Source organism: Variovorax sp. LjRoot130, from assembly GCF_964253755.1.
Classification (GTDB): domain Bacteria; phylum Pseudomonadota; class Gammaproteobacteria; order Burkholderiales; family Burkholderiaceae_C; genus Variovorax.
In genome coordinates this window covers 2,900,016-2,921,034 of sequence record NZ_CAXURM020000001.1, presented here as the reverse complement: position 1 = coordinate 2,921,034, position 21,019 = coordinate 2,900,016, and the positions used below count along the sequence as shown (strand labels likewise).

Sequence of the window (21,019 nt, the reverse complement as noted above, 5' to 3'; positions counted from 1 at the left end):
ATGCGGCGCCGCGCCGGGCGCTGCGGCCGCGTGCGGGCTATGCATTTGGGTTATGGCGCATGCCGCAATTGCCATTGGTGCGCCTGTGGGGACGCTCCTAGACTGGGCGCGATGAATGCATTCGCGAGTCTGATCCGCCCTGCGCTGGCAGCCAGCGCCAATCCTCGATCGGTCGCAGCGAGCTCGCGCGCGAGCCAAGACGGCGACCAGCCGCAAGGCGGCGGTCCGCCGCTTCCGCAGTTCTATTCGGAGGCGCAGCTGTATCTGCCGCAAGCGAGGCCCCCGCATGCGGATGGCGCGCCGGGCTTCGTCGGCGAGCTGCTGGACGCGGGCAGCATCGAGGCGCGCGGCGATCTGATTCGCGCCATGCTGCATGCGATCGGCTTCGAATGGTTGAGCTACGGCGTGATCACGCAGCTGCGCGGGCAGCTGCTGCACTTGAGCTTCTTCACCAGCCATGCGAACCCGCAATGGACAGAGCGCTATTTCTCGCAGCGCCATTACGAGGTGGACCCGCGGTTCCGGGACGCGCCTGCGTCCGGCCTGCCGCTGGTGTGGGATATCGATCGGCTCGAAGCCTCGTCAGGTTCTGCCGGACGGCGGCAGCGATTCCTGGCCGACCTCCGCGGCAGCGGCATCCGCAGCGGCGTGTACTTTCGCCTGGCCTCGCCCACGCATGTGAACGAGCACACGGTCATCAGCCTGCTGTCCCGTTCGCCCGGCCGCGACTGGATCACCGACGCCGTGGTCGGCCGCGCCCTGGTGCTCGGACTGAGCCTGCACGACTACCTGTCGCGCCATTCGCGCCTCCCGGCCGCCCCGGCGGCCGCGCGCGCCGAGATGTCCGCCATGTCGGCGACGCAGCAGTACGTCCTTCAGCTTCTGCTCGAAGGCTGCAGCGACAAGGAGATCGCGCACCGGCTGCGCCTCTCGGCCCACACGGTGGACTACCACATGCGGCAGCTGCGGCGCCGTTTCGCAGCGCGCAACCGCGTGCAGCTGGTGAACGCCGCGAGCCAGGGGCAGCAGGGTGAAGGCTCCTGAGCTTTGTGGTCGCATCAACTCCCCAGCTCTGCGACCATGAGATCGATGAACCGCCTGACCCGAGGTTCCAGAAGCCGCTTTTCAGGATAGACCGCCACAATTCTTGCGTCGTCAGTCTCCAGATCGGGTAGCACCCGCTGGAGGCGAGCCCGCGGCCAGTTCTTGAGCGACGAGGAAGTCTGGAAGAAGCGCAATGCCGAGACCGCTCGATTGCGGCATCTCGAATCGCTTCTCCGCTATCGGGTCTTAGCCGGCTGCGGCCTTGTGCCTTGACCCAGGTCCCGCCTTCGTGATCTTGCTTGCGAACAGCGCAGGCGGGCCACTACTGCAGCCATCGAAGATTAGCCCAGAATCTTTCGCCGGCGGCCACGTTTTCCTTGGGGATCGGTATCAACTCCGCGCGTTTTCGCTACCGGCGCGGACTCTTCTCGCACCCCACAGACCCGCACTACGAATTCTCGTCGTTGCTGGCCATCTGCCTGTCATTCTTATCGACCATCCTTTGGAGCGAATCGCCACTGAATCAACGCATCCACCGGAGCGCTCATGGTCGCACCCGCCACCGCATCCTCGCCAAGCCTGTCGCAAGCGGCCATCGACCATGCAGCGGCAGTCAGAGCCGCCGAGGAGCAGCGGCGCCGCGCCGAGGAGGCTGCGCGCAGGGCAGCGGAAGAAGCCCAACGGATCGCCGCGGAAGCCAGAAGGCTGGCCGCGGAGGCGCGCAAGAAGGCCGACGATGCGAGGAAGCTGGCGGAGGCTGCCGAGGCCAAGAAGGCGCAGACCCAGGCCGAGCAGGACGCGGCGGCCAAGCTGCGCGCGCAAGCCAAGATCGATGAACTTGATGCGCTGAAGAAGGAGGCCACCGCCAATCTGCGCACCAAGGAAGAGACGCTCGCCAATTCCAAGCTCGACGACGTGCGCCAGCGGCGCGCGCCGAACGATCCGTCGGAGGCCACGCGCGCGGCGCAGAGCGAGGTCGACGCCGCGCAGAAGACGCAGGCGCTGTACGAGCCCGCGGCCGGCGCGCAGGTCGCCGACCAGCCGGCCCCCAGCGCGGGCACGCAGGCCCTGCTCGACAAGGCGCAGAAGGCCGCCAAGCCGGTGTTCGACGCGCAGGCCAGGGGCGGCGACGGCACCAAGGAAGAGAAGGCCGCGCTCAACGTCGCCGTCACGGAATGGCTGGAAGCCGCGCAGCAGGACATGCGCACCGCGGGCCTGAAGGCGCAGTCCGAAGGCAAGGACCCGAGCGCCGCCATCGACCAGGAGGCCGCCAGGATCAACCAGGCGATCGACAAGGGCGGCGTCTTCGACCCGGAGGCGATGGGCGCCTACGTCGACAAGGCACAGGCCGGCGTGAAGGCGGAGACGCCGGAGATCCGCCAGCTGCGCAGCGAGCAGTACAACGTCAACCAGTCGGGCAAGAAGCAGGTTGCCGATGCACGCACCGAAGCGACGGATGCCGACGCCGCGGCCGACAAGGCCGAGGCCTACGCGAAGAGCTTCGGCGACGGCCCCGGCGGCAACGACACCATCATCACCGCCAAGCAGAACGCCAAGGACGAGGCCGCGCGCCTGCGCGGCGTGGCGAACCGGGCCGACGCGAAGCTCGACGGACTGATCAAGGCCTTCGGCACCAGCGATCCGGCCGACCCGGCCAATCCGAAGACCAACGTCGTCGGCGCGGTCAACGCGGACTACAACGCGCACGTGGCCGATCTCGAGGTCAAGGACCTGAGCGCCAAGTACGACCAGGCGGTGGCCGGCGGCGATGCCGGCAAGATCGCCGAGGCCGACGCCGCTCTGCGCGAGGCGCAGGAGGGGCAGCGCTACATGCACGCGCTCGCCGACGACGAGGCCGCCAAGCTCGATCGCAGCGACGCCGAGATCGAGTACACCGATGCCGAGGGCGCCTGGAATGCCGAGTCGCAGACGCGGCCCGGCACCTACACGGTGACCGAGCACGACGGCGACAAGCAGACCACCAAGACCGTCAAGGCCGAGGGCTACGACCCCGCCTTCTGGGCCAAGCCGGGCAGCGAGGAGGGCAAGAAGGTCCAGGCCAGCGACGGCAAGTACTACTACGTCGACGGCGACAAGAAGACCGAGCTCGATCCCGTCACCTCGCGCCTCTGGGCCGCGCACGACAAGCGCGAGGCCGCCACGAAGCGCATGGGCGACACCGGCTCCACCCTGGGCAAGGTCAAGGAGGACTTGATCGGCGGCACCGACGGCAGCGGCCCCAAGCTGGATGCGGCGCGCTACCTCGACAACGCCGATGCCATCAACCAGCGGCTGGCCGATGCCAATGCCGACGTGGCGGCGGCCCAGGCCGGGCTGAATTCAAAGCATCCGCCGGGATTCATCGGTCCGGTGGCCACGCCGACCACGCCGCAGCAGCTCGGCGAGGCGCTGGAGAAGCAGCGCACTGCGCAGGCCGAGGCCGACGCGCTGAAGGCGATGCAGGATCTGCGCAGCGCCGAGCGCGACCAGGCCGCAGGCAAGCCGGTGGATGCGGCGAAACTCGAAGGCCTGCGCGAGACCGCGCGCGAGAAGCAGCACAAGCACGAGGAATCGCAGCCCAAGCTCTCCGCCGCCGACGAGAAGAAGATGCGCAACGAGCAGTTGCCGCAGGCGCGCAGCGACTACCAGGCCAAGTCCGGCGAGGTCGACAAGCTCACCGCGCCCGGCAGCACCGCCACCGAGGCCGAGCGCAACAAGGCGCTGGACGAGCTCGACGCGCTGAAGCTCGCGGTGCGCGACTACGAGACGCAGCTCGAGCTGATCGACGCCGAACGGGACTGGTATGCGGCGCAGAACCAGTACGGCCAGACCGCCTTCGCCAAGCCGCAGCTGTCGATGTTCATGAAGAACGGCGAGTCGGTCACGGGCGACGTCTACCCGCAGAACTACGACCCGACCTGGAACCTCAAGCCCGGCGCGGACGGCAAGGTCAGTGCGGAAGGCCTGCCGCGCGGACTCTCGCCCGACGACATCGAGGTGCGCCACGACCAGTGCGGCGGCGGCTACACGGTGATCATCAATAAGGACTCCGAGGTCATCGGCTGGCAGAAGTCCGAGCGCTACGGCGACATGCGCAACTTCACCGTGCGCGAGGGCGAGTACAGGATGAATCCCGCCACGGCGCGGCTGTGGGACACCTCGGTGTTCGGCAACGGGCGGCTGGCGCAGGCGCGCAGCGAACGCGGAACGGTCGAGCAGCAGTTGGGCGACGCCAGGGCCGAGGCCCCGCCCGCGCCCGGCGAACAGCCGCTGATCGGTCCGGACGGCAAGCCGGTGCCGACGCTGCGCCTGGGCGACGACCTCACGCAGCGCAAGAAGACGGTGGACCAGAACGTCGGCACCGCGACCAGCGAGCGCGACAAGGCGCAGGCCGCCTACGATGCCGGCACCGGCGATCGCACCGAGCTGAAGAACGCCCTGGACGATGCCAACTCGCGCCTCGCCATCGCGAAGAACGAGCAGGCGGCGGTGGACGCGGTGCTGCTGTGGCAGGAGGCGCATCGCACGCGCCAGCTCTACGAGGCCAACGAACGCGCAGGCCGCGCGCAGCCCATGTGCTACGCCAAGCCGCCGGCAGAACTGGAGAGCGATGCACGCGCCAGCGCGCTCGCCGCACGCAGCAAATGGCTGGGCTCGCACAACAAGTTCTACACCGACACGGCCAAGCGCGATCTGGGCGCCGCGCAGGCTGCGCACGACAAGTGGAAGCGCGAGAACCCGGCGCTGGCCGAGACCGGCAGCGACACCTGGAAGGCGCTGCAGGCGGCCCAGCGCAAGGCCGACGTCGCCAAGCGCTACCAGGCGGCCGGCGCCACCGAGAGCGCGAGCGCGCGCGAGCAGAACTTCATCGCCCAGAACCTGCGGCCCGACCAGCACGGCGACGGCGCCGAGCTCTACAAGCTCTTCATGAAGGATCCGGAGCTGATGGCGCAGTCCATCATCAACAGCCACTACGTGCAGTTCGGCGGCCAGTTCACGCAGATGCAGAACCGCACGCAGCTCGCGAACCAGGTCGCAATCGCGCTCGGCTGGAAGCCCGACATCGAACTCGATCCGGCGACGCCGGCCAACAACGAGCGCCTGCAGCAGACGCAGAACCTGTTCGGAAATCTCGACAAGGACCAGAAGGAGATCCTCGACAAGACCGTGAACAAGCTCGTCGAGCTGGGCGGCGACAAGGCCAGGGTGATGGTGCTGCCGGTGGTCTACGGACTCGAGGGCGAGCAGGGCGGCATCGTGAAGACCGCGCTGTTCAAAGTCGAAACCAAGCCCGGTGAAGCGAAGTACGTCGACGAGCAGGGCTGGGAGTACGACAGCCTCGACGACTACCGCGCCAACAACAACCTGCCGGTGGAAGGCGTGAACCTCGTGACGCCGGAGGACGGCAACTTCACGCTCGACGCCGACGGCAACGTCAAGCTCTTCAGCGGCGACGCGCGCACCGAGACCGGCTGGGAGACCTTCAGGCGCAAGTCTCATCTCGACGTCGTGGTCGGCGTGGCCGGCCTGGTGGCCGGGGTGGTGCTGACGGTGGGTTCGCTCGGCACCCTGTCGGCGCCCGGCGTGATGCTGATCGCCGGCTCCGCGGCGGCGCTGGCGGCCGGCTACGGCATCGCCACCTCCACGGAAAGCCTGGTCAAGCAGGGCGGCCACGGCCAGGACATCAATCCGTTCACCAGCACGCAGGCGCGGCTGGACTGGCTGAACCTCGGCCTGTCGGCGGTCAGCGTGCCGGTGGTCGGCGCCTCCACGCGCGCCACCATGCAGGCGATGCGCGCGCGCAATGCGCTCAAGGCCGCGACGGCGGCGCGCGGAGCCGGCGATGCGACCGCGGCCGGCAAGCACCTCGACGACTTCGTGCGCTACTCGCAGAGCGCCCAGGCCTGGGGCAAGCCCGCCGCGGCGGCGGCCAAGCCGCTGGGCGTGGGCAGCGTCGCTGCCTTCGAGGAAGGTGCGCGCTACACGATCGACAACTGGGAGCACATGAGCTCCGCCGACCGCGAGAAGCAGCTCGGCATGCTGGGCCTGAACCTCGCCGGCTTCGCCTCGCCGGTGTTCGCACGCGGCTACGTCCGCGTGCACAACGCAGTCAAGCCGATGGTGAACACTGCGCACGCGCAGACGCCGCCGGCCACGCACGCGACCCGGGCGAACGAAGGCGCGGCGGACGGCAGCAAGGTCGTGCCGCTGGCCAGCCGGCGCAACCCCGTGGTGATCGACGATCCGCAGCGGGTCACGGCCGCGGCGGCGGAGGACCCGCTGCTGCCCTTCCGTGAACAGCCCGCGCCGCCAAGCGAAGCGCCGCCGGGCGACGTCCGCCTGCTGCATCCGGATGGCCCGCCGGTCATTGCGGCGGAGGCGCCCGACGCGCCGCTGGCCCAGGTGCTCCCGCTGCTCCTGCGCCGCGCCGGCGACGGGCCGGACCCGGGGCCGGGCTCTGTGCCGGCATCGGCGCGCAGGCCGCAGGAGCAGCAGTTGCTCCTGGCTGTCGGTGGAGACGCCCAGGCGCCCAATGCGCCGTTCACGCGTTCGCCGCATCGCCAGGCGACGCTGCGCCAACTCAACCCGCAGGCATCGGCGAACAACCAGGGCGGTACCGGCGCGCATGGGCAGGGCGGGCAGGGGCAGCCGTCGGTCAATCCGCAGAGGCAAGGGCAGCAGGGGTCGGGTCCCCCGGCATCCCTGCCTTCCAGCGGCGCGGGTTCGCGACCGCCCGCCGCGAACCCGGGAGCGCAGGCTTCTTCCGGCACCGGCGGTCGCGCCAGCCCCGGCTTCGATGCCGACGGCGTGCCGCTGCCGCCGACGACGATGGGCCGCGATCGCGGTTGGGAGAGCGTGGCCAATCACGCCAACGGCATGATCCGCCGGCAGCAGCTGGCGGCCGATCCGGATTCGCCCGCGACGCCGCTCGTGCCCTCGGCCGACGAGGCCGCGGTCACGGCCGCGCTGATGGCCGACCCGCCAGAGGGTTCCGGCGTGCGCTTCGTGGTCTCGAAGCTGGGCCCGCGCGACACGATCTACGGCAGCGAAGGCGGCGTGCGCACGCGCAACCGCGACACCTACGACAACTTCGCCGACGCCAGCGCGGCCGCCGCGCGCGAGGGCGGTGGCTGGATCAACCGCGTGCAGCCCGATACCGCCCGGTTCCCGCTGGCCGCGCGCCGCCGCGTCGGCGCCGACGAGATCATCGGCGCGGTCCATGTGAACGGCGACGGCCAGGTGCTGCCGATCGGCGTGCCCAATGCAAGGGATGCGGCCACCCTGGCCGCGACCACCCGCGTGCCGAGCTGGAGGCAGGGCATCAAGGGCGTGCTGTCGGAGCAGCCGAAGGACGCGCTGATCCGCGCCAAGGGCATGACCATGATCGCCGGCGGCGTGCGCGTCGGCTTCGAGGCGATGAAGCCGGTGTTCGGCTTGCCGGCGGAGCTGGCCGGCGGGCGCACGGCGGGCTACCTCAGCTATCCGCTGTCGAGCTTCGGGCGCGCCGCCTACCTCACCGCATCGCAGCGCATGAAGGAATCGATGGCCGCGGCCACGCGCGGCGATCGCGCCACGGCCGAGAAGCTGGTCGAGAAGGTGATCAACGGCAGCGGCTGGCGCGGCGACAAGATCATGGATGAGGCCAAGGCCCAGTCGCTGCGCGACAAGGTGGACGAGGTCGCGACGCTGGGCGAAGCCTTCAAGGCCAGCCGCGAGGCCTGGGCCGACGCGCCTTCCGACAGGAACTTCCAGCTGCACACCATTCGATCGCCCGGCGACACCGCCGAGACGCTGGCGCCTGCCCACTACATGAAGGGCGTGCCGGGGCTGCGCGACTTCTTCGGCGGCTTGCGAAGCGAGTTTCCGGGCAGGAACAAGTCGGAGATCCGTAGCGAGCTATTGCTGCGCATCGACAAGATGAACGCCGATCAGCTCCGGATGGCAGCGGATCCTTCGCACGCGGACACCTCGCCAGAGGCCCGGCTCTTGCGCGAGTTTCCGGAGGTGCATGCCAGGTTCAGCGACTCGGTGAAGCATCGGGCGGAGTTGCGCGAGGCGCATGCCGCGCTCTACGAGAAGCTGCAAGCGCTTTTCCCGGGCAAGAAGGGCGTCGATCCGAAGGGGGCCGAAGGCCTGGGCGGCAGCACCAACTCGCCCAACACGCGGCTGGGCCTGTTCAGCCGCCGCGCGACCATCGCGGTGAGCCTCAACACCTTCGTGGGTACCGTCTTCAAGCCGCTGAATGCAGGCGACTCCATCCAGACGCATGCAGGCAATTTCGCCGACGTCCTGTCGATCGGAACGCTCGGCGCGAACTACATCTACAACAACAAGGTGGATGCGCTCGCGACCGTCGAACTCAAGATCGCCAACGAGGCCAAGGCGGCCAACATGAAGGTCGACGACTACCTCGAGGCCCATCCCGAACTGCAGGCCGATAAGGCCGCCGCCCAGACAAAGAAGAACGACTGGAACAAGTACCGCGACTACGCAGGGCTGCTGAGCGCCGGGCGGGCCATCGCGGTGGGCATGGGCTTGATGGAGACGGGCCCCGAGATCCTGGCCTACGGCGCCTTCGCCCAGGCTGCACTCACGGGCACCTGGGTCGGCCTGCAGCAGATTCCGGCGCTGCGCAACGGCGCCTTCCCGACCGCCACCAAGATCCTCAAGTGGTCGGCGGTCGGCTCCATCGCGATCGTGCCGGCGGCGACGGTGCTGTACAAGGCCATCGCCGGCACCGAGCAGGAGAAGAAGGACAGTGTGGTGCAGATGGTCTGGAACGGCTTCACCGGCCTGTTCGAAACGGATCCGGCCAGGCCGGGCCACCCGACGCCTTCGACGGGCACGACGCCGAGCAGCCCGCCTTCGAGCAGCCCGAGCACGCCTCCGGGACACGAGCCTGGCGAGCCGGAAAAGCCGGACGAAGGCGAGGAGCCGAAGCCGCAGAAGGAACCGGTCGTCAAGCCGATCTTCGTCAGCGTCGGCGGCGACCGCCGCGAGACGGCGACGCTGTGGGGCATCACCGAGAACAACCTGCAGACCCTGCTGACGCCGCCCGAGCTCGGTGCCGCGCGGCAGGAGGGCAGCAAGAACCACGTCGTGAATGAAGCGCTGGCGCAGCTCTTCAACCTCAATCCGCGCTTCGACAAGCGTCTGATGGACGGCATCGCGACGAACATCGAAGGAGACCCCGACACACTGATCGACGGTTGGCAGATCAAGGTCGGTTAGATCGCTGGCGGCCTATCCCGCGGCTGCGTGGTCCTCGACGATGCCGTTCCTCGCCGAGGGCGGCTGCAAGGCATCGTGCACCGAGAGCCTGCGGTACTCGCCGGGCGTCACGGCGTAGGTGCTGAGGAAGGTCTTGTGCAGGTGGCTCTGGTCGCTGAAGCCGGCGGCATGCGCCGCGTAGATCACGCGCGCACCGCCGGCGAGGAGGTCGCGTGCGTACTCGACGCGGTGGCCCACCAGCAGCTCGTGCGGCGTGAATCCCAAGGCGCTCTTGAAGCGGCGCTGAAGATGTACCGGGTGCCAGCCCACCGCATCGGCCAGCGCGTCCAGCGTGAGCCGCTGGCGAAAGCCCTTGGCGATCAGCTCATAGAGCCGGTTCACGCGATCGTCGCCGCTGTCGATCGTGACCGCGTAGTCGCGCGCGTGCGTCCGGGCTGCGGCGGCCTGCGGCGGAATCCATTGCGCCAGCCGCTGGCGCAGCAGGGAGCGGCCGGCCGCACCGATTTCCTCGTTGCCGGAGTGCGCCGCTTCGTACAGCAGCCGATGGCATTCGATGAACTCGCGCGCCGAGGTGGCCTGCGCAAAGATCGATACCGCTGCATCGCCTTCCTCCCGCGCCGTTCGCACGATGTCGTGCGAAGGGTTCACGCAGCGCGCGACGGCGAAGCTGCAGTACATGGCGTCTTCCCGCCAGGGCGCGGAACGCGCCTGCACCGAATGCCACACGTGCGGCGCGATGCGCAGCAGCGTGCCCGGCGGCACGACCGTGATGCCGGCGATGGTTCGCACGCGCAACTCCGTGTCGGAAACCGAGAGCGTGAAGCCGCCGTGCCTGTGCGGCCGGATTTCGCGCTGCAGGAATCGATTGGCGGTGAATTGAAGACCTGCAAGGTCGACATCTCGCCAATAGGAGGAAGCAAGGAGTTCCATCGAGGCCCGAATTTATCGCCTGGTTGTGTCGACGTTAAGAATTTACAAGGCGGCGCAGCCGGCCTTTGGTAATTTGCTGCACAAGTCGCGGCGTCGCCGGGCCAACGAGAACTCTTTTCTTATCGCCGGGCAATCGACGGCGTCGACTGGTCATCAACATGATGCTGTCTTCCTTGTTGCAACGTGCGGCCGCGGCATCGCTGCCGGGCACGCCGATTCACGAATCGCCGCCGCCGAACGACGGTGGCCTGCATGGCGGTCCGGTGCCGCAGCTGTATTCGGAGGCGCAGTTGTGCTTGCCGGAAACGATGGGGCGGCTCGCCGAAGCGTCCGGCATCGTCGGTGACCTGCTGGACGCCGGCAGCAGCGAGGCGCGCGTGCGCCTGGTGCGCGGCATGCTGCATGCGATCGGCTTCGAATGGCTGGGCTACGGCACGATCACCTACCTGCGCGGGCAGCCGTGGCCGCTGAGCTTCTTCACCGGCTATGCGAACCGGGAGTGGGCGCAGCGCTATTTTTCGCAGCGCCATTACGAGGTGGACACGCGGTACCGGGATGCGCCCGCTTCCAGTCTGCCGCTGTTGTGGGACATCGACCAGCTGGAGGCGTCGCCGGTGAACCCGGATCCGAGCGGACGCCGCCGCCGCTTTCTCGACGACCTTCGCGCGAACGGCATCAGGAGCGGCCTGTTCCTGCGCCTGGCCTCGCCCACGCACGTGAACGAGCACACGGTGATCAGCCTGTCGTCCAGCGCACCGAGCCGCGGCTGGATCACGGACAGCGTGGTCGGCCAGTCGCTGATGCTGGGTCTCAGCGTGCACGAATACCTGTCGCGCCACGCGCGCGTGCCGGCCGCGCCGCCGGCGGCGCGGGCCGAGATGTCAGGCATGTCGACCACGCAGCAGTACATCCTCGAACACCTGCTGCAGGGGCGCAGCGACAAGGAGATCGCCTACCGGTTGCACCTGTCGGCGCACACGGTGGACTACCACATGCGCCAGCTGCGGCGCCGTTTCGCGGCGCGCAACCGGGTGCAGTTGGTGAATGCAGCGACGCAGTCGCCGTACGCCGAGAGCAACTTCGGCACGATCGAACAGACCTAGACAGCGATCGGGCTGCGTTCGGCGAACTGGCCGTTCCAGTAGGGGTAGTAGGGGTAGGGCGGCGTGACCGCGCTGGCCGCATCGAGTCTCTCGACCTGCTCCGTCGTGAGCTGCCAGCCGAGCGCGCCCAGGTTCTGCTTGAGTTGTTCCTCGTCGCGCGCGCCGATCAGCACGCTGGCCACGGTGGGACGCTGCAGCAGCCAGTTGAGCGCGATCTGCGGCACGGTCTTGCCGGTTTCCTCGGCCATCTGGTCCATCGCATCGACCACGCGGTACAGGCGCTCGTCGTCCACCGGCGGCGCGAAGCCGGCGGTGTCGTGCAGCCGGCTGCCCGCGGGCAGCGGCTGGCCGCGCCGGATCCTGCCGGTCAGGCGGCCCCAGCCCAGCGGGCTCCAGACGATCGCGCCCACGCCCTGGTCGATGGCGAGCGGCATCAGCTCCCATTCGTAGTCACGTCCTACCAGCGAGTAGTAGGTCTGGTTCGCGACGTAGCGCGAAAGGCCCAACCGGTCCGACGCGGCCAGCGACTTCATCAACTGCCAGCCCGAGAAGTTGGAGACGCCGATGTAACGCACCTTGCCCGCGCGCACGAGGTCGTCGAGCGTGCGCAGCACCTGCTCGACCGGCGTCATCGCATCGAAGGCGTGCAGCTGCAGCAGGTCGATGTAGTCGGTGCCCAGGCGCTTGAGCGCGGCGTCGGTGCCGGCGATCAGGTGATGGCGCGAGGAGCCGACGTCGTTCGGCCCGTCGCCCGCGCGCAGCGCGAGCTTGGTCGAGAGGATCACCTTGTCGCGCCGGCCCTGCACCGCGGCGCCGAGGATCGATTCGGAGGCGCCGCTCGAGTACACGTCGGCGCTGTCGAAGAGATTGACGCCGGCCTCGAGGCAGATGTCGACGATGCGGCGCGCGCCGGCGACGTCGGTGTTGCCCCAGGCGCTGAAGAGCGGACCCTGGCCGCCGAAGGTGCCGGCGCCGAAGCCGAGGGCCGGCACCTTGAAGCCGGAGTTGCCGAGATAGCGATGTTCCATGACGAGTCCTTGCAGTTGGAATGAATGATTCAGGTGCGTGCGGGCGCGCAGGCTAGCGGCAGCTCGCGCCGGTCGAGCGCACGGCTCCAGAGCGCGATCGCGAGGCCTGCCAGCGTCAGCAGCGCGGCGACCCAGCCGAGTGCGCCGAGCCCCGGGCCGCGGTCGATCACCATGCCGCCGACCCAGGCGCCGAGCGCATTGCCGAGATTGAAGGCCGCGATGTTGAGGCTGGACGCCAGGTTCTGCCCGGCGCCGGATGCCTTCTCGAGCACGCGCAGCTGGAGCGGCGCGACCGTGGCGAAGGAAGCGATGCCGAGCAGGCCGACGAAGAGCGCCGCCGTCACGCCCGAGTGGAGCGCCGGCTGCATCACGGCCAGCACCACGGCGAGCGCCACCAGCGTGCCCAGCACGGCCGGCATGAGCGCGCGGTCGGCCAGCTTGCCGCCGAGGATGTTGCCCACCGCGAGGCCGCCGCCGAAGAGCAGCAGGATCGGCGACACCGCCGCTTCGGACAAGCCGGTGATGCGGGTCAGCAGCGGCTGGATGTAGGTGAACACCGCGAACACGCCGGCAAAGCCGAGCACCGTCATCGCGAGCCCGAGCAGCACCTGCGGCCGGGCCAGCACCGCGAGTTCGTCGGCGAGCGAGGCTGGGGCCTGCTTGTCGGAGGCCCGATCGCGCGGCACGAAGACCGCGAGCACGGCGAGGGCGAAGACGCCGATCAGCGCCACGGCCCAGAAGGTCGAGCGCCAGCCGAACTGCAGGCCCAGCCAGGCGCCGGCCGGCACGCCGAGCATGGTCGCGGCCGTGAGGCCGGTGAACATGATTGCGATCGCCGAGGCGCGCTTTTCCGGAGCGACCAGTCCGGTGGCAACGACGGAGCCGACGCCGAAGAAAGTGCCGTGCGCGAGCGAGGTGATCACGCGCGCGGCCATCAGCATCTCGTAGCTGGGCGCCAGCGCACAGGCGATGTTGCCGAGCGTGAAGATCGCCATCAGCGCGAGCAGCACGGTCTTGCGCGGCACGCGGCGGGTGGCGATGGTGAGCAGCGGCGCGCCGACCGCAACCCCGAGCGCATAGCCCGAGATCAGCAGGCCGGCGGCCGCGATGGAGACATGAAGATCCGCCGAGACCTGCAGCAGCAGGCCCATGATGACGAATTCGGTGGTGCCTATTCCGAAGGCACCGGCGGTGAGGGCGAGAAGAGCGATGGGCATGATGCCTCGTACTGTGCGGGCGCTGGGCTTGCGTGACTAGAATGCCGCTCGGACACACAACTGTGACTTGAATTCACATATGGCGCGCATCGAGGTCAACCGCTCCGGCGAGATGGAAGCCTTTGTCCAGGTGGTCGACCGCGGCAGCTTCTCGGCCGGCGCGCGCGTGCTGGGCATGACGCCTTCGGCCATCAGCAAGCTGGTCGCGCGGCTGGAGGCGCGGCTGGCCACGCAACTGGTGCACCGCTCCACGCGCAAGCTGCAGCTCACGCCCGAGGGCCAGAACTTCTACGAGCGCAGCGTGCGCGTGCTGGCCGACATGGACGAGGCCGAGCGCTGCGCCGCGGCCGGCGCCGCGCCGCGCGGGCGGGTGCGCATCAACGCCAGCATCTCCTTCGGCCACCGCCTGCTGATGCCGCTGGTGCCGCGCTTTCTGGAACTGCATCCGCAGGTGACGCTGGACATCGTGCTGACCGACCGCGTGGTCGACCTGATGGACGAGCGCACCGACATCGCGATCCGCTGGGGTCCGTTGCCGCCCTCCGACCTGGTGGCGCGCCATCTCTTCGATACCGGCCAGGCCATCGTCGCTTCGCCCGCGTACCTGGAACGCTACGGCACGCCGCGCACGCCGCAGGAGCTGGAGGCGCACAACCGCATCGGTTCCAGCTACCACCGCAGCGCACCCGACTGGCCGCTCGCGGTCGACGGGCGCGTGGTCGAGATGCCGGTGGTGGGCTCGGTGCGTGCCGGCGATGGAGAAACACTGCGCCGGCTGGTGATGGAGGGGGTCGGGCTGGGCCGGCTCTCGCTCTATCACATCCAGCCCGACATCGACGCCGGCCGCCTGGTGCCGGTGCTGGAGGAATTCAATCCGCGCGACATGACGCCGGTGCATGCCGTCTACCTCGGCAAGCCGGGCCGCCTGCCGGCGCGGGTGCGCGCCGTGCTCGACTACCTGTCGACGCGGCTCGCGGACAATAGCCGTTCACGACCATGAAGGAAGTTCCCGACGCCATCGTCTGCGAGGGCTGCGACGCGGTCTACCGCCGCACGCCGCTGCGCCCGCGCGAAGTCTCGCATTGCGCCCGCTGCGGCACCGAGCTCGACCGGCATGCGGGCGACCAGGGCGCGCGCGTGCTGCCGCTCACGGTGGCGAGCCTGATCCTGTTCGCGATCGCCAACCTGTTTCCGATCGTCGAGATCGAGTTGCGCGGCCTCAGCAGCGAGACCACGCTGGCCGGCGCGGTGATCGTGCTCAGCACCGAGGGCATGTCGGTGGTGGCGCTGTTGGTGCTGGGCACCACCATCCTCTTTCCCTTGCTGCAGCTGTGCATCCTGTTCTACCTGCTGGTGCCGATGGCGCGCGAGCGGCGGCCCGCCGGCTTCGGCGTGCTGGTGCGGATCCTGCAGTCGCTCAGGCCGTGGGGAATGATCGAGGTCTTTCTGCTCGGCGTGCTGGTGGCCATCGTCAAGCTCTCGAGCCTGGCGCAGGTGGTGGCCGGACCGGCGCTGTGGGCCTTCATGGGCCTCACGGTGCTGCTGACGGCGGTGCTGTCCTTCAATCCGCGCACCTTCTGGGAAATGGCCTTCGAGCCGCGGCCGGGGCAGAAGGCATGACGGCAACGGCGCCGATCAGGACGGCGGCGCAGCTCGGGCTCTTGAGCTGCCCCCACTGCGGCACGGTCTGGCAGGGCGCCGCGGAGGGCGAGGCCTGCGGGCGTTGCGGCACGCACCTGCATCGCCGCAAGCCTCACAGCATCCAGTGCACCTGGGCCTTGCTGATCGCGGCCTGCATCATGTACGTGCCGGCCAACCTGCTGCCGGTGATGATCACCAAGAGCTTGCTGGGCACGCAGTACGACACCATCCTGAGCGGCGTGATCTACTTCTGGGTCTCCGGCGCCTACGGGCTGGCGGCGATCATCTTCATCGCCAGCTTCCTGGTGCCGTTGTTCAAGCTGACCGCGCTGATGCTGCTGGCTTACATGGCCCAGCGGCACCGCCCCGCCGGGCAACTCGAACGCGCGCGGCTCTATCGCATCCTCGAGGTGATCGGCCGCTGGTCGATGCTAGACGTCTTCGTGGTGTCGCTGCTCGCCGGCCTGGTGCGCATCCAGGGTTTTGCCGAAATCACCGCCGGCGTCGGCATCGGCGCCTTCGGCGCGGTGGTGGTGCTGACGATGCTGGCCTCGCTGAGCTTCGATCCGCGCCTCACCTGGGACAGCGAGGACGTCATGAACGAAACGGAGCCCGCACACGACATGCACGCAAGAAACGAAAGAACCGCATGAGCGCTGCGCCGGGCCGCTCCAAGCAAGCTCGCACCGCAGTGCGAAGCACGAAGATACTCCAATGAGCGATGAAGACAAGACGTCGGCGCCCTCGCTGGCCGAACCGGTCGTCGTGAAGCGCCGCAACTGGCTGCCCTCGCTGATCTGGCTGATTCCCATCGTGGCGGCGCTGGTCGGCATCGCGCTGGTCGCGCGCATCCTGCTCGATCGCGGGCCCGAAGTGGTGCTGACCTTCAAGACCGCCGAGGGACTGGAGGCCGGCAAGACCGCGGTCAAGTACAAGGACGTGCAGATCGGCACGGTGCAGACCATTCGGCTGGCCGGCGACCGCTCGCATGTGCGCGTGCTGGTGCAGCTCACGAAAGAGGCCAAGAGCTTCACCGCCGAGGACACGCGCTTCTGGGTGGTGCGGCCGCGGCTCGACACCTCGGGCATCTCGGGCCTAGGCACCTTGCTGTCGGGCGCCTACATCGGTGCCGACGCCGGCAGCTCGAAAGAGACGGCCGGCGAGTTCACCGGGCTCGAGGTGCCGCCGATCGTCACGCGCGATGCCTCGGGGCGGCAGTACCTGCTGCGCGCCCGCGACGTGGGCTCGCTCGACATCGGCTCGCCGGTGTATTTCAGGCGCATCAAGGTGGGCCAGCTCGCGGCCTACGAACTCGACGGCGACGGCCGCGGGGTCACGCTGCGCGTGTTCGTCAATGCGCCCTACGACAAGTTCGTCGGCGTCAACACGCGCTTCTGGCATGCGAGCGGCTTCGACGTGGAGCTGAGCGCGAGCGGTGTCAAGCTGCGCACCCAGTCGCTGGCCACCGTGCTGCTGGGCGGCATCGCCTTCCAGGCGCCCGACGATGCGATGGGTCCGGCGGCGCAGGAGAACGCCGCGTTCACGCTGGCCGCCGACGAAACCGCGGCGATGAAGGCACCGGACGGGCCCTCGCAGACGCTGCTCTTGTACTTCAACCAGTCGCTGCGCGGCCTGTCGCCGGGCGCGGTGGTCGACTTCCGCGGCGTGGAGATCGGCGAGGTCAAGTCCATCGGCGTCGAGTTCGATCGCCAGGAGAACCAGTTCAAGATGCCGGTGCTGATCCAGGTCTACCCCGATCGCCTGCGCCGCGGCGCGGGCAACGAGCCGGACGAGTCGCGTTACGCGCAGACGGAGCGCCTGCGCTTCCTGGTCAACAAGGGGCTGCGGGCGCAGCTTCGCACGGGCAACCTGCTCACGGGCCAGGTGTACGTGGCGCTCGACTTCTTCCCGAAGGCGCCGCCGGCGAAGATCAACATCAACCAGAACCCGATCGAGATGCCGACGGTGCCCAACAGCCTGGACGAGATCCAGGCGCAGATCGGCGAGATCGCGAGCAAGCTCAACAAGGTGCCCTTCGAGGAGATCGGCGCCGACCTGCGCAAGACACTGGTCACGCTCAACAAGACGCTCGGCAGCGCCGAGCAGCTTGCAGGCCGGCTGAACAACGATGTCGCACCCGAGATGACGGCCGCCATGAAGGATGTGCGCAAGACGCTCAACGCCGCCGACAAGACGCTGGCCGACGATTCGCCGCTGCAGCAGGACATGCGCCAGACGCTGCAGGAAGTCACGCGCGCGGCCGGGTCGCTGCGCATCCTGACCGACTACCTGGAACGCCACCCCGAATCGCTGATTCGCGGCAAGCCGGAGGACAAGAAGAAATGAGAACGACAAACACCCGGGCGGCGGCCTTGCTCGCTGCCGTGCTGCTGGCGGGCTGCGCCAGCACCGCGCCGCAGTACTACAGCCTGGCCGATGCGACGCCGGGCGCGATGCCCGCGTCGGGCACGGCGCCTGCCTTCGTCGAGCTCGCGCCGGTGGCCATGCCCGAGCGCTTCGCGCGCCCGCAGCTGGTGGTACGGCAGAAGGCCGCCATCGACGGGCCGCAGGTCGACATCCTCGAAGAGCACCGCTGGTCCTCCTCGTTCGAGAACGAACTGCGCGACGCCTTGAGCAGCGGCATCGCGGGCCGCCTCGGCGCTGTCGATGCAACGAAGAGCGGATCGCCGCGCGGCCAGGCCGTGACGCGCATCGCGGTGCAGTTGCGGCAATTCGATGCGGTGCAAGGCAGCCGCGTCGATGCCGGCTTCAGCTGGACCGTGCGCCGCGGCGATCAAGGACCGTCGCTCGCTTGCCAGCGCTCGCTGTCGGAGCCGGTCGAGGGTGCCGGCATCGATGCGCTGGCACGCGGCGCCCAGCGCACTACGGCGAAGCTGGCCGACGCTATCGCACGCAGCGTGACGGCGAACGCCTGCCCGGGTTGAGATGAACGACACCGGTTTCGCACTGTTCGACACTGCCATCGGCGCCTGCGGCATCGCCTGGGGTCCGCGCGGCATCGTCGGCGTACAGTTGCCCGAGGTCGGGGAGGGCGCGACGCGAGCGCGCATGCTGCGGCGTTTTGCGCAGTTGAACGAGACCGAGCCGCCGCCCGAAGTGCTGAGGGCGACGGCCTCGATTCGCGCCCTGATGGCGGGCGAGCCGCTGGACCTGGCGGAGATCGTGCTCGACTACGCGGGCGTCTCCGACTTCCATCGCCGCGTCTACGAGATCGCACGCCGCATCGTGCCGGGCTGCACGCGCAGCTACGGCGAGATCGCCGCCGAGCTCGGCGACAAGGGCCTGGCGCGCGCCGTCGGCCAGGCGCTGGGCCACAACCCTTTCGCGCCGGTGGTGCCCTGCCATCGCGTGCTCGCCGCCGGCGGAAAGCCCGGCGGTTTCTCGGCGCACGGCGGTGCGACGGCGAAGCTCAAGATGCTGATGATCGAAGGCGCAAGGCCGCAGAGCGATACCGCGTCCTTGTTCTGAAATACCGCGCAACTGCCATGGCAAGGCGAGCAGTTGTCCGACATCACATACTGTTGAGGGTGCGACATTTCGTACTAGTGTTCGACTCAAGAGCAGAAGCATTTGTCCGCGTAAGCGGGGGACTCGATGCCGATACGAAGCAAGGACAATTTCTTGATCTTCGGTTCCCCGAAGATCGAAGAGGACGAGATTCTGGAGGTCGAGGCCGTCATGCGATCGGGCTGGCTCGGCACAGGTCCGCGGGTGGCGCAGTTCGAGCATGAGTTCGGCCTGTACCGCGGCGCCGCGCATGCCGTTGCGCTGAACTCCTGCTCCGCCGCCCTGCATCTTTCCTTGCTGGCCTCCGGCGTCGGCTCGGGCGACGAGGTCATCACCACGCCGCTGACTTTCTGCGCAACGGCCAATGCCATCATCCATACCGGAGCGACGCCGGTGCTGGCCGACATCGATCCCGACACGCTGAACATCGATCCGGCGCAGGTGCGCGCCAAGTTGAGCAAGCGCACGCGAGCCATCGTGCCGGTTCATTTTGCAGGGCGGCCCTGCGAAATGGACGAGCTGATGTCGCTGGCGCGGCAGTATGAACTCAAGGTCATCGAGGACTGCGCGCATGCCATCGAAACGCAGTACCACGGCCAGAACGTCGGCACGATCGGCGACTTCGGCTGCTTCTCGTTCTACGTGACCAAGAACGTCGTCACCGGCGAGGGCGGCATGGTCCTGGCGCGCAAGGAGGAGGACGCCGCCCGCATCAAGGTGCTCGGCCTGCACGGAATGAGCAAGGACGCGTGGAAGCGCTTCGGCGACGAGGGCTACAAGCACTACTACGTCGTCGAAGCCGGGTTCAAATACAACATGATGGACCTGCAGGCGGCAATCGGCCTCAAGCAGTTGGCGCGCGTGGAGGTCTACTGGCAGCGGCGCAAGGCCATCTGGAAGCGCTACGGCGACGAACTGGCGGACCTTCCGCTGGCACTGCCCCCGAAGCCGGCGCCGGACACGCGCCACGCGCACCATCTTTTCAACGTGCAGATCGACGCGGCGCGTTGCGGCATCTCGCGCGACGACTTCCTCAACGCCATGACGGCGCAGGGCATCGGCGTCGGCGTGCACTACCTGGCGCTGACCGAGCATCCTTACTATCAGCAAAACTTCGGCTGGCGGCCCGAGGACACGCCGCATGCCACGCGCGTGGGCAGGCGGACCGTCTCGCTGCCGATCTCGGCCAAGCTGAGCGATCAGGACGTCGGCGACGTGATCTCCGCGGTGCGGCTGATTCTGGAGCAGCATGCAGCGCTGGCATCGGCTGCGCCGTGTTGATCTCCATCCTCATCCCGGCCTACGCGCGGCCGGAACAGTTGAGTGAGGCGCTGGGCAGCATCGCGCAGCAGGACCGCTCGCTGATCGGCGAGATCATCATCGGCGACGACAGTCCGCGCTCCTACTGGGCAAGCAACCAGGCGGTCATCGCGGCGAGCGGCCTGGCGGAGCTCATCGAATATCTGCCGAGCGAGCCGTCCAAGGGGACTTACCCCAACCAATGGTTCCTGGCTTCGCGGGCGAAGTTCGACCATCTGCTTTTCCTGCACAACGACGACCAGCTTTGTCCCGGTGCACTGAGCCTGCTGGCGAATGCCTGCGTCAGCGAGACCGATCCGCGCGTGAAGCTGTGGTTCGGCACGCACCTGATCATGGACGCGGCGGGCGTGGTCGACCCCGAGCGATCCGCCGCCAGCGACCAGTGGTTCGGCAGACAGGGCCCGGGCGCGACGCGGCCGGTGTGGGAGTGGTGCTTGACGGAATCCATCCCCCCCGATGCCTTCCTGGTGGAGAGGGCGACCTATCTGCAATACATGCGCGGCGAACGCGACGGCAACGTGGGGGACTTGGCCTTTTCGGTGCGTCTGGCCAACAACGGCGGCTGGGCGCGCTTCATTGGGCAAACCGTGTCCCGCTACAGGGTGCAGGCCGGATCCGTCACGAGCGCCGGGCGCGGCGTCGACGCTCACCGGGCCTACGAGCTGGCGCGCGAGTTGCGCGTGCCCCCCGAAATGGAAGCCGCGAAGCGCAAGCGCTTCAACCGATACATGCTGGTGGTGGCCGTGCGCTATGCGCGGGATGGCGAACGCATGAACGCATGGCGAGCCTTCCTTTCGCCCGATGTTCCCTGGCGGGAGAGATTTTCCCTTCGCGCGGGCCTGGTGCTCTCGATGCTGCTGACGCCGCGGCCGCTCTGGCTCTGGGCGCTGCACTACAAGACCTGAGCGGCGCCATCGCTAGCACAGCGCTCGGCATCGTGCTGCGCAACGCCCATTGCCTCCTTGGAGACAATGGG

Annotated in this window: 14 protein-coding genes; 11 read left to right on the top strand and 3 right to left on the bottom strand. The window is 68.5% G+C overall.

The window, feature by feature from the left end:
* Positions 1-111: 111 nt before the first annotated feature.
* Together ACSQ86_RS14585 and ACSQ86_RS14580 are read left to right on the top strand one after the other, a co-directional pair.
* A complete protein-coding gene (locus tag ACSQ86_RS14585) occupies positions 112-1,044 on the top strand; it encodes an autoinducer binding domain-containing protein (RefSeq protein ID WP_436309009.1) in 933 nt (310 codons plus the stop codon).
* A gap of 546 nt (positions 1,045-1,590) precedes the next feature.
* On the top strand, positions 1,591-9,276 hold the full coding sequence (locus ACSQ86_RS14580) for a DUF4781 domain-containing protein (RefSeq protein ID WP_436309008.1): 7,686 nt from the start codon (positions 1,591-1,593) through the stop codon (positions 9,274-9,276).
* A 12-nt stretch (positions 9,277-9,288) separates the two neighbouring features.
* Here ACSQ86_RS14580 and ACSQ86_RS14575 read toward each other — a convergent pair whose 3' ends face one another.
* On the bottom strand, positions 9,289-10,206 hold the full coding sequence (locus ACSQ86_RS14575; protein WP_436304119.1) for a helix-turn-helix domain-containing protein: 918 nt from the start codon (positions 10,204-10,206) through the stop codon (positions 9,289-9,291).
* Between the two features lie 158 nt (positions 10,207-10,364).
* Here ACSQ86_RS14575 and ACSQ86_RS14570 point away from each other — a divergent pair, with 158 nt between their 5' ends.
* Positions 10,365-11,309 carry an autoinducer binding domain-containing protein gene (locus ACSQ86_RS14570; protein ID WP_436304118.1) on the top strand — a complete coding sequence of 315 codons (945 nt, stop codon included), beginning with the start codon at positions 10,365-10,367 and terminating at the stop codon, positions 11,307-11,309.
* Here ACSQ86_RS14570 and ACSQ86_RS14565 read toward each other — a convergent pair.
* Both ACSQ86_RS14565 and ACSQ86_RS14560 read right to left on the bottom strand, forming a co-directional pair.
* Positions 11,306-12,337 carry an aldo/keto reductase gene (locus ACSQ86_RS14565; RefSeq protein WP_436309007.1) on the bottom strand — a complete coding sequence of 344 codons (1,032 nt, stop codon included), beginning with the start codon at positions 12,335-12,337 and terminating at the stop codon, positions 11,306-11,308. The genes ACSQ86_RS14570 and ACSQ86_RS14565 overlap by 4 nt on opposite strands.
* Positions 12,338-12,366: 29 nt before the next feature.
* Positions 12,367-13,554 carry an MFS transporter gene (locus ACSQ86_RS14560; RefSeq protein ID WP_436309006.1) on the bottom strand — a complete coding sequence of 396 codons (1,188 nt, stop codon included), beginning with the start codon at positions 13,552-13,554 and terminating at the stop codon, positions 12,367-12,369.
* 79 nt (positions 13,555-13,633) lie between these two features.
* Here ACSQ86_RS14560 and ACSQ86_RS14555 point away from each other — a divergent pair, with 79 nt between their 5' ends.
* The 8 genes from ACSQ86_RS14555 to ACSQ86_RS14520 all read left to right on the top strand — a co-directional run bounded on the left by ACSQ86_RS14555 (position 13,634) and on the right by ACSQ86_RS14520 (position 20,948).
* Positions 13,634-14,554 carry a LysR family transcriptional regulator gene (locus ACSQ86_RS14555; protein WP_436306298.1) on the top strand — a complete coding sequence of 307 codons (921 nt, stop codon included), beginning with the start codon at positions 13,634-13,636 and terminating at the stop codon, positions 14,552-14,554.
* Positions 14,551-15,174 (top strand): paraquat-inducible protein A, encoded by a 624-nt coding sequence (locus ACSQ86_RS14550; protein WP_214693937.1) that lies wholly within the window; start codon positions 14,551-14,553, stop codon positions 15,172-15,174. The genes ACSQ86_RS14555 and ACSQ86_RS14550 overlap by 4 nt, the downstream gene beginning before the upstream one ends.
* On the top strand, positions 15,171-15,848 hold the full coding sequence (locus tag ACSQ86_RS14545; RefSeq protein WP_436304115.1) for a paraquat-inducible protein A: 678 nt from the start codon (positions 15,171-15,173) through the stop codon (positions 15,846-15,848). The genes ACSQ86_RS14550 and ACSQ86_RS14545 overlap by 4 nt, the downstream gene beginning before the upstream one ends.
* Before the next feature lie 61 nt (positions 15,849-15,909).
* Positions 15,910-17,541 carry an intermembrane transport protein PqiB gene (locus ACSQ86_RS14540; RefSeq protein ID WP_436290319.1) on the top strand — a complete coding sequence of 544 codons (1,632 nt, stop codon included), beginning with the start codon at positions 15,910-15,912 and terminating at the stop codon, positions 17,539-17,541.
* Complete coding sequence (locus ACSQ86_RS14535; protein ID WP_436290320.1) at positions 17,538-18,140, top strand: PqiC family protein; 603 nt, start codon at positions 17,538-17,540, stop codon at positions 18,138-18,140. Before ACSQ86_RS14540 ends, ACSQ86_RS14535 begins: the two co-directional genes overlap by 4 nt.
* 1 nt (position 18,141) lies before the next feature.
* Positions 18,142-18,684, top strand: a complete 543-nt coding sequence (locus ACSQ86_RS14530; protein WP_436290321.1) for a methylated-DNA--[protein]-cysteine S-methyltransferase — start codon at positions 18,142-18,144, stop codon at positions 18,682-18,684.
* A gap of 153 nt (positions 18,685-18,837) precedes the next feature.
* Positions 18,838-20,004 (top strand): DegT/DnrJ/EryC1/StrS family aminotransferase, encoded by a 1,167-nt coding sequence (locus ACSQ86_RS14525; RefSeq protein ID WP_436309005.1) that lies wholly within the window; start codon positions 18,838-18,840, stop codon positions 20,002-20,004.
* Complete coding sequence (locus ACSQ86_RS14520) at positions 19,998-20,948, top strand: glycosyltransferase family 2 protein (RefSeq protein WP_436304113.1); 951 nt, start codon at positions 19,998-20,000, stop codon at positions 20,946-20,948. The genes ACSQ86_RS14525 and ACSQ86_RS14520 overlap by 7 nt, the downstream gene beginning before the upstream one ends.
* The last annotated feature ends 71 nt before the right edge of the window (positions 20,949-21,019 follow it).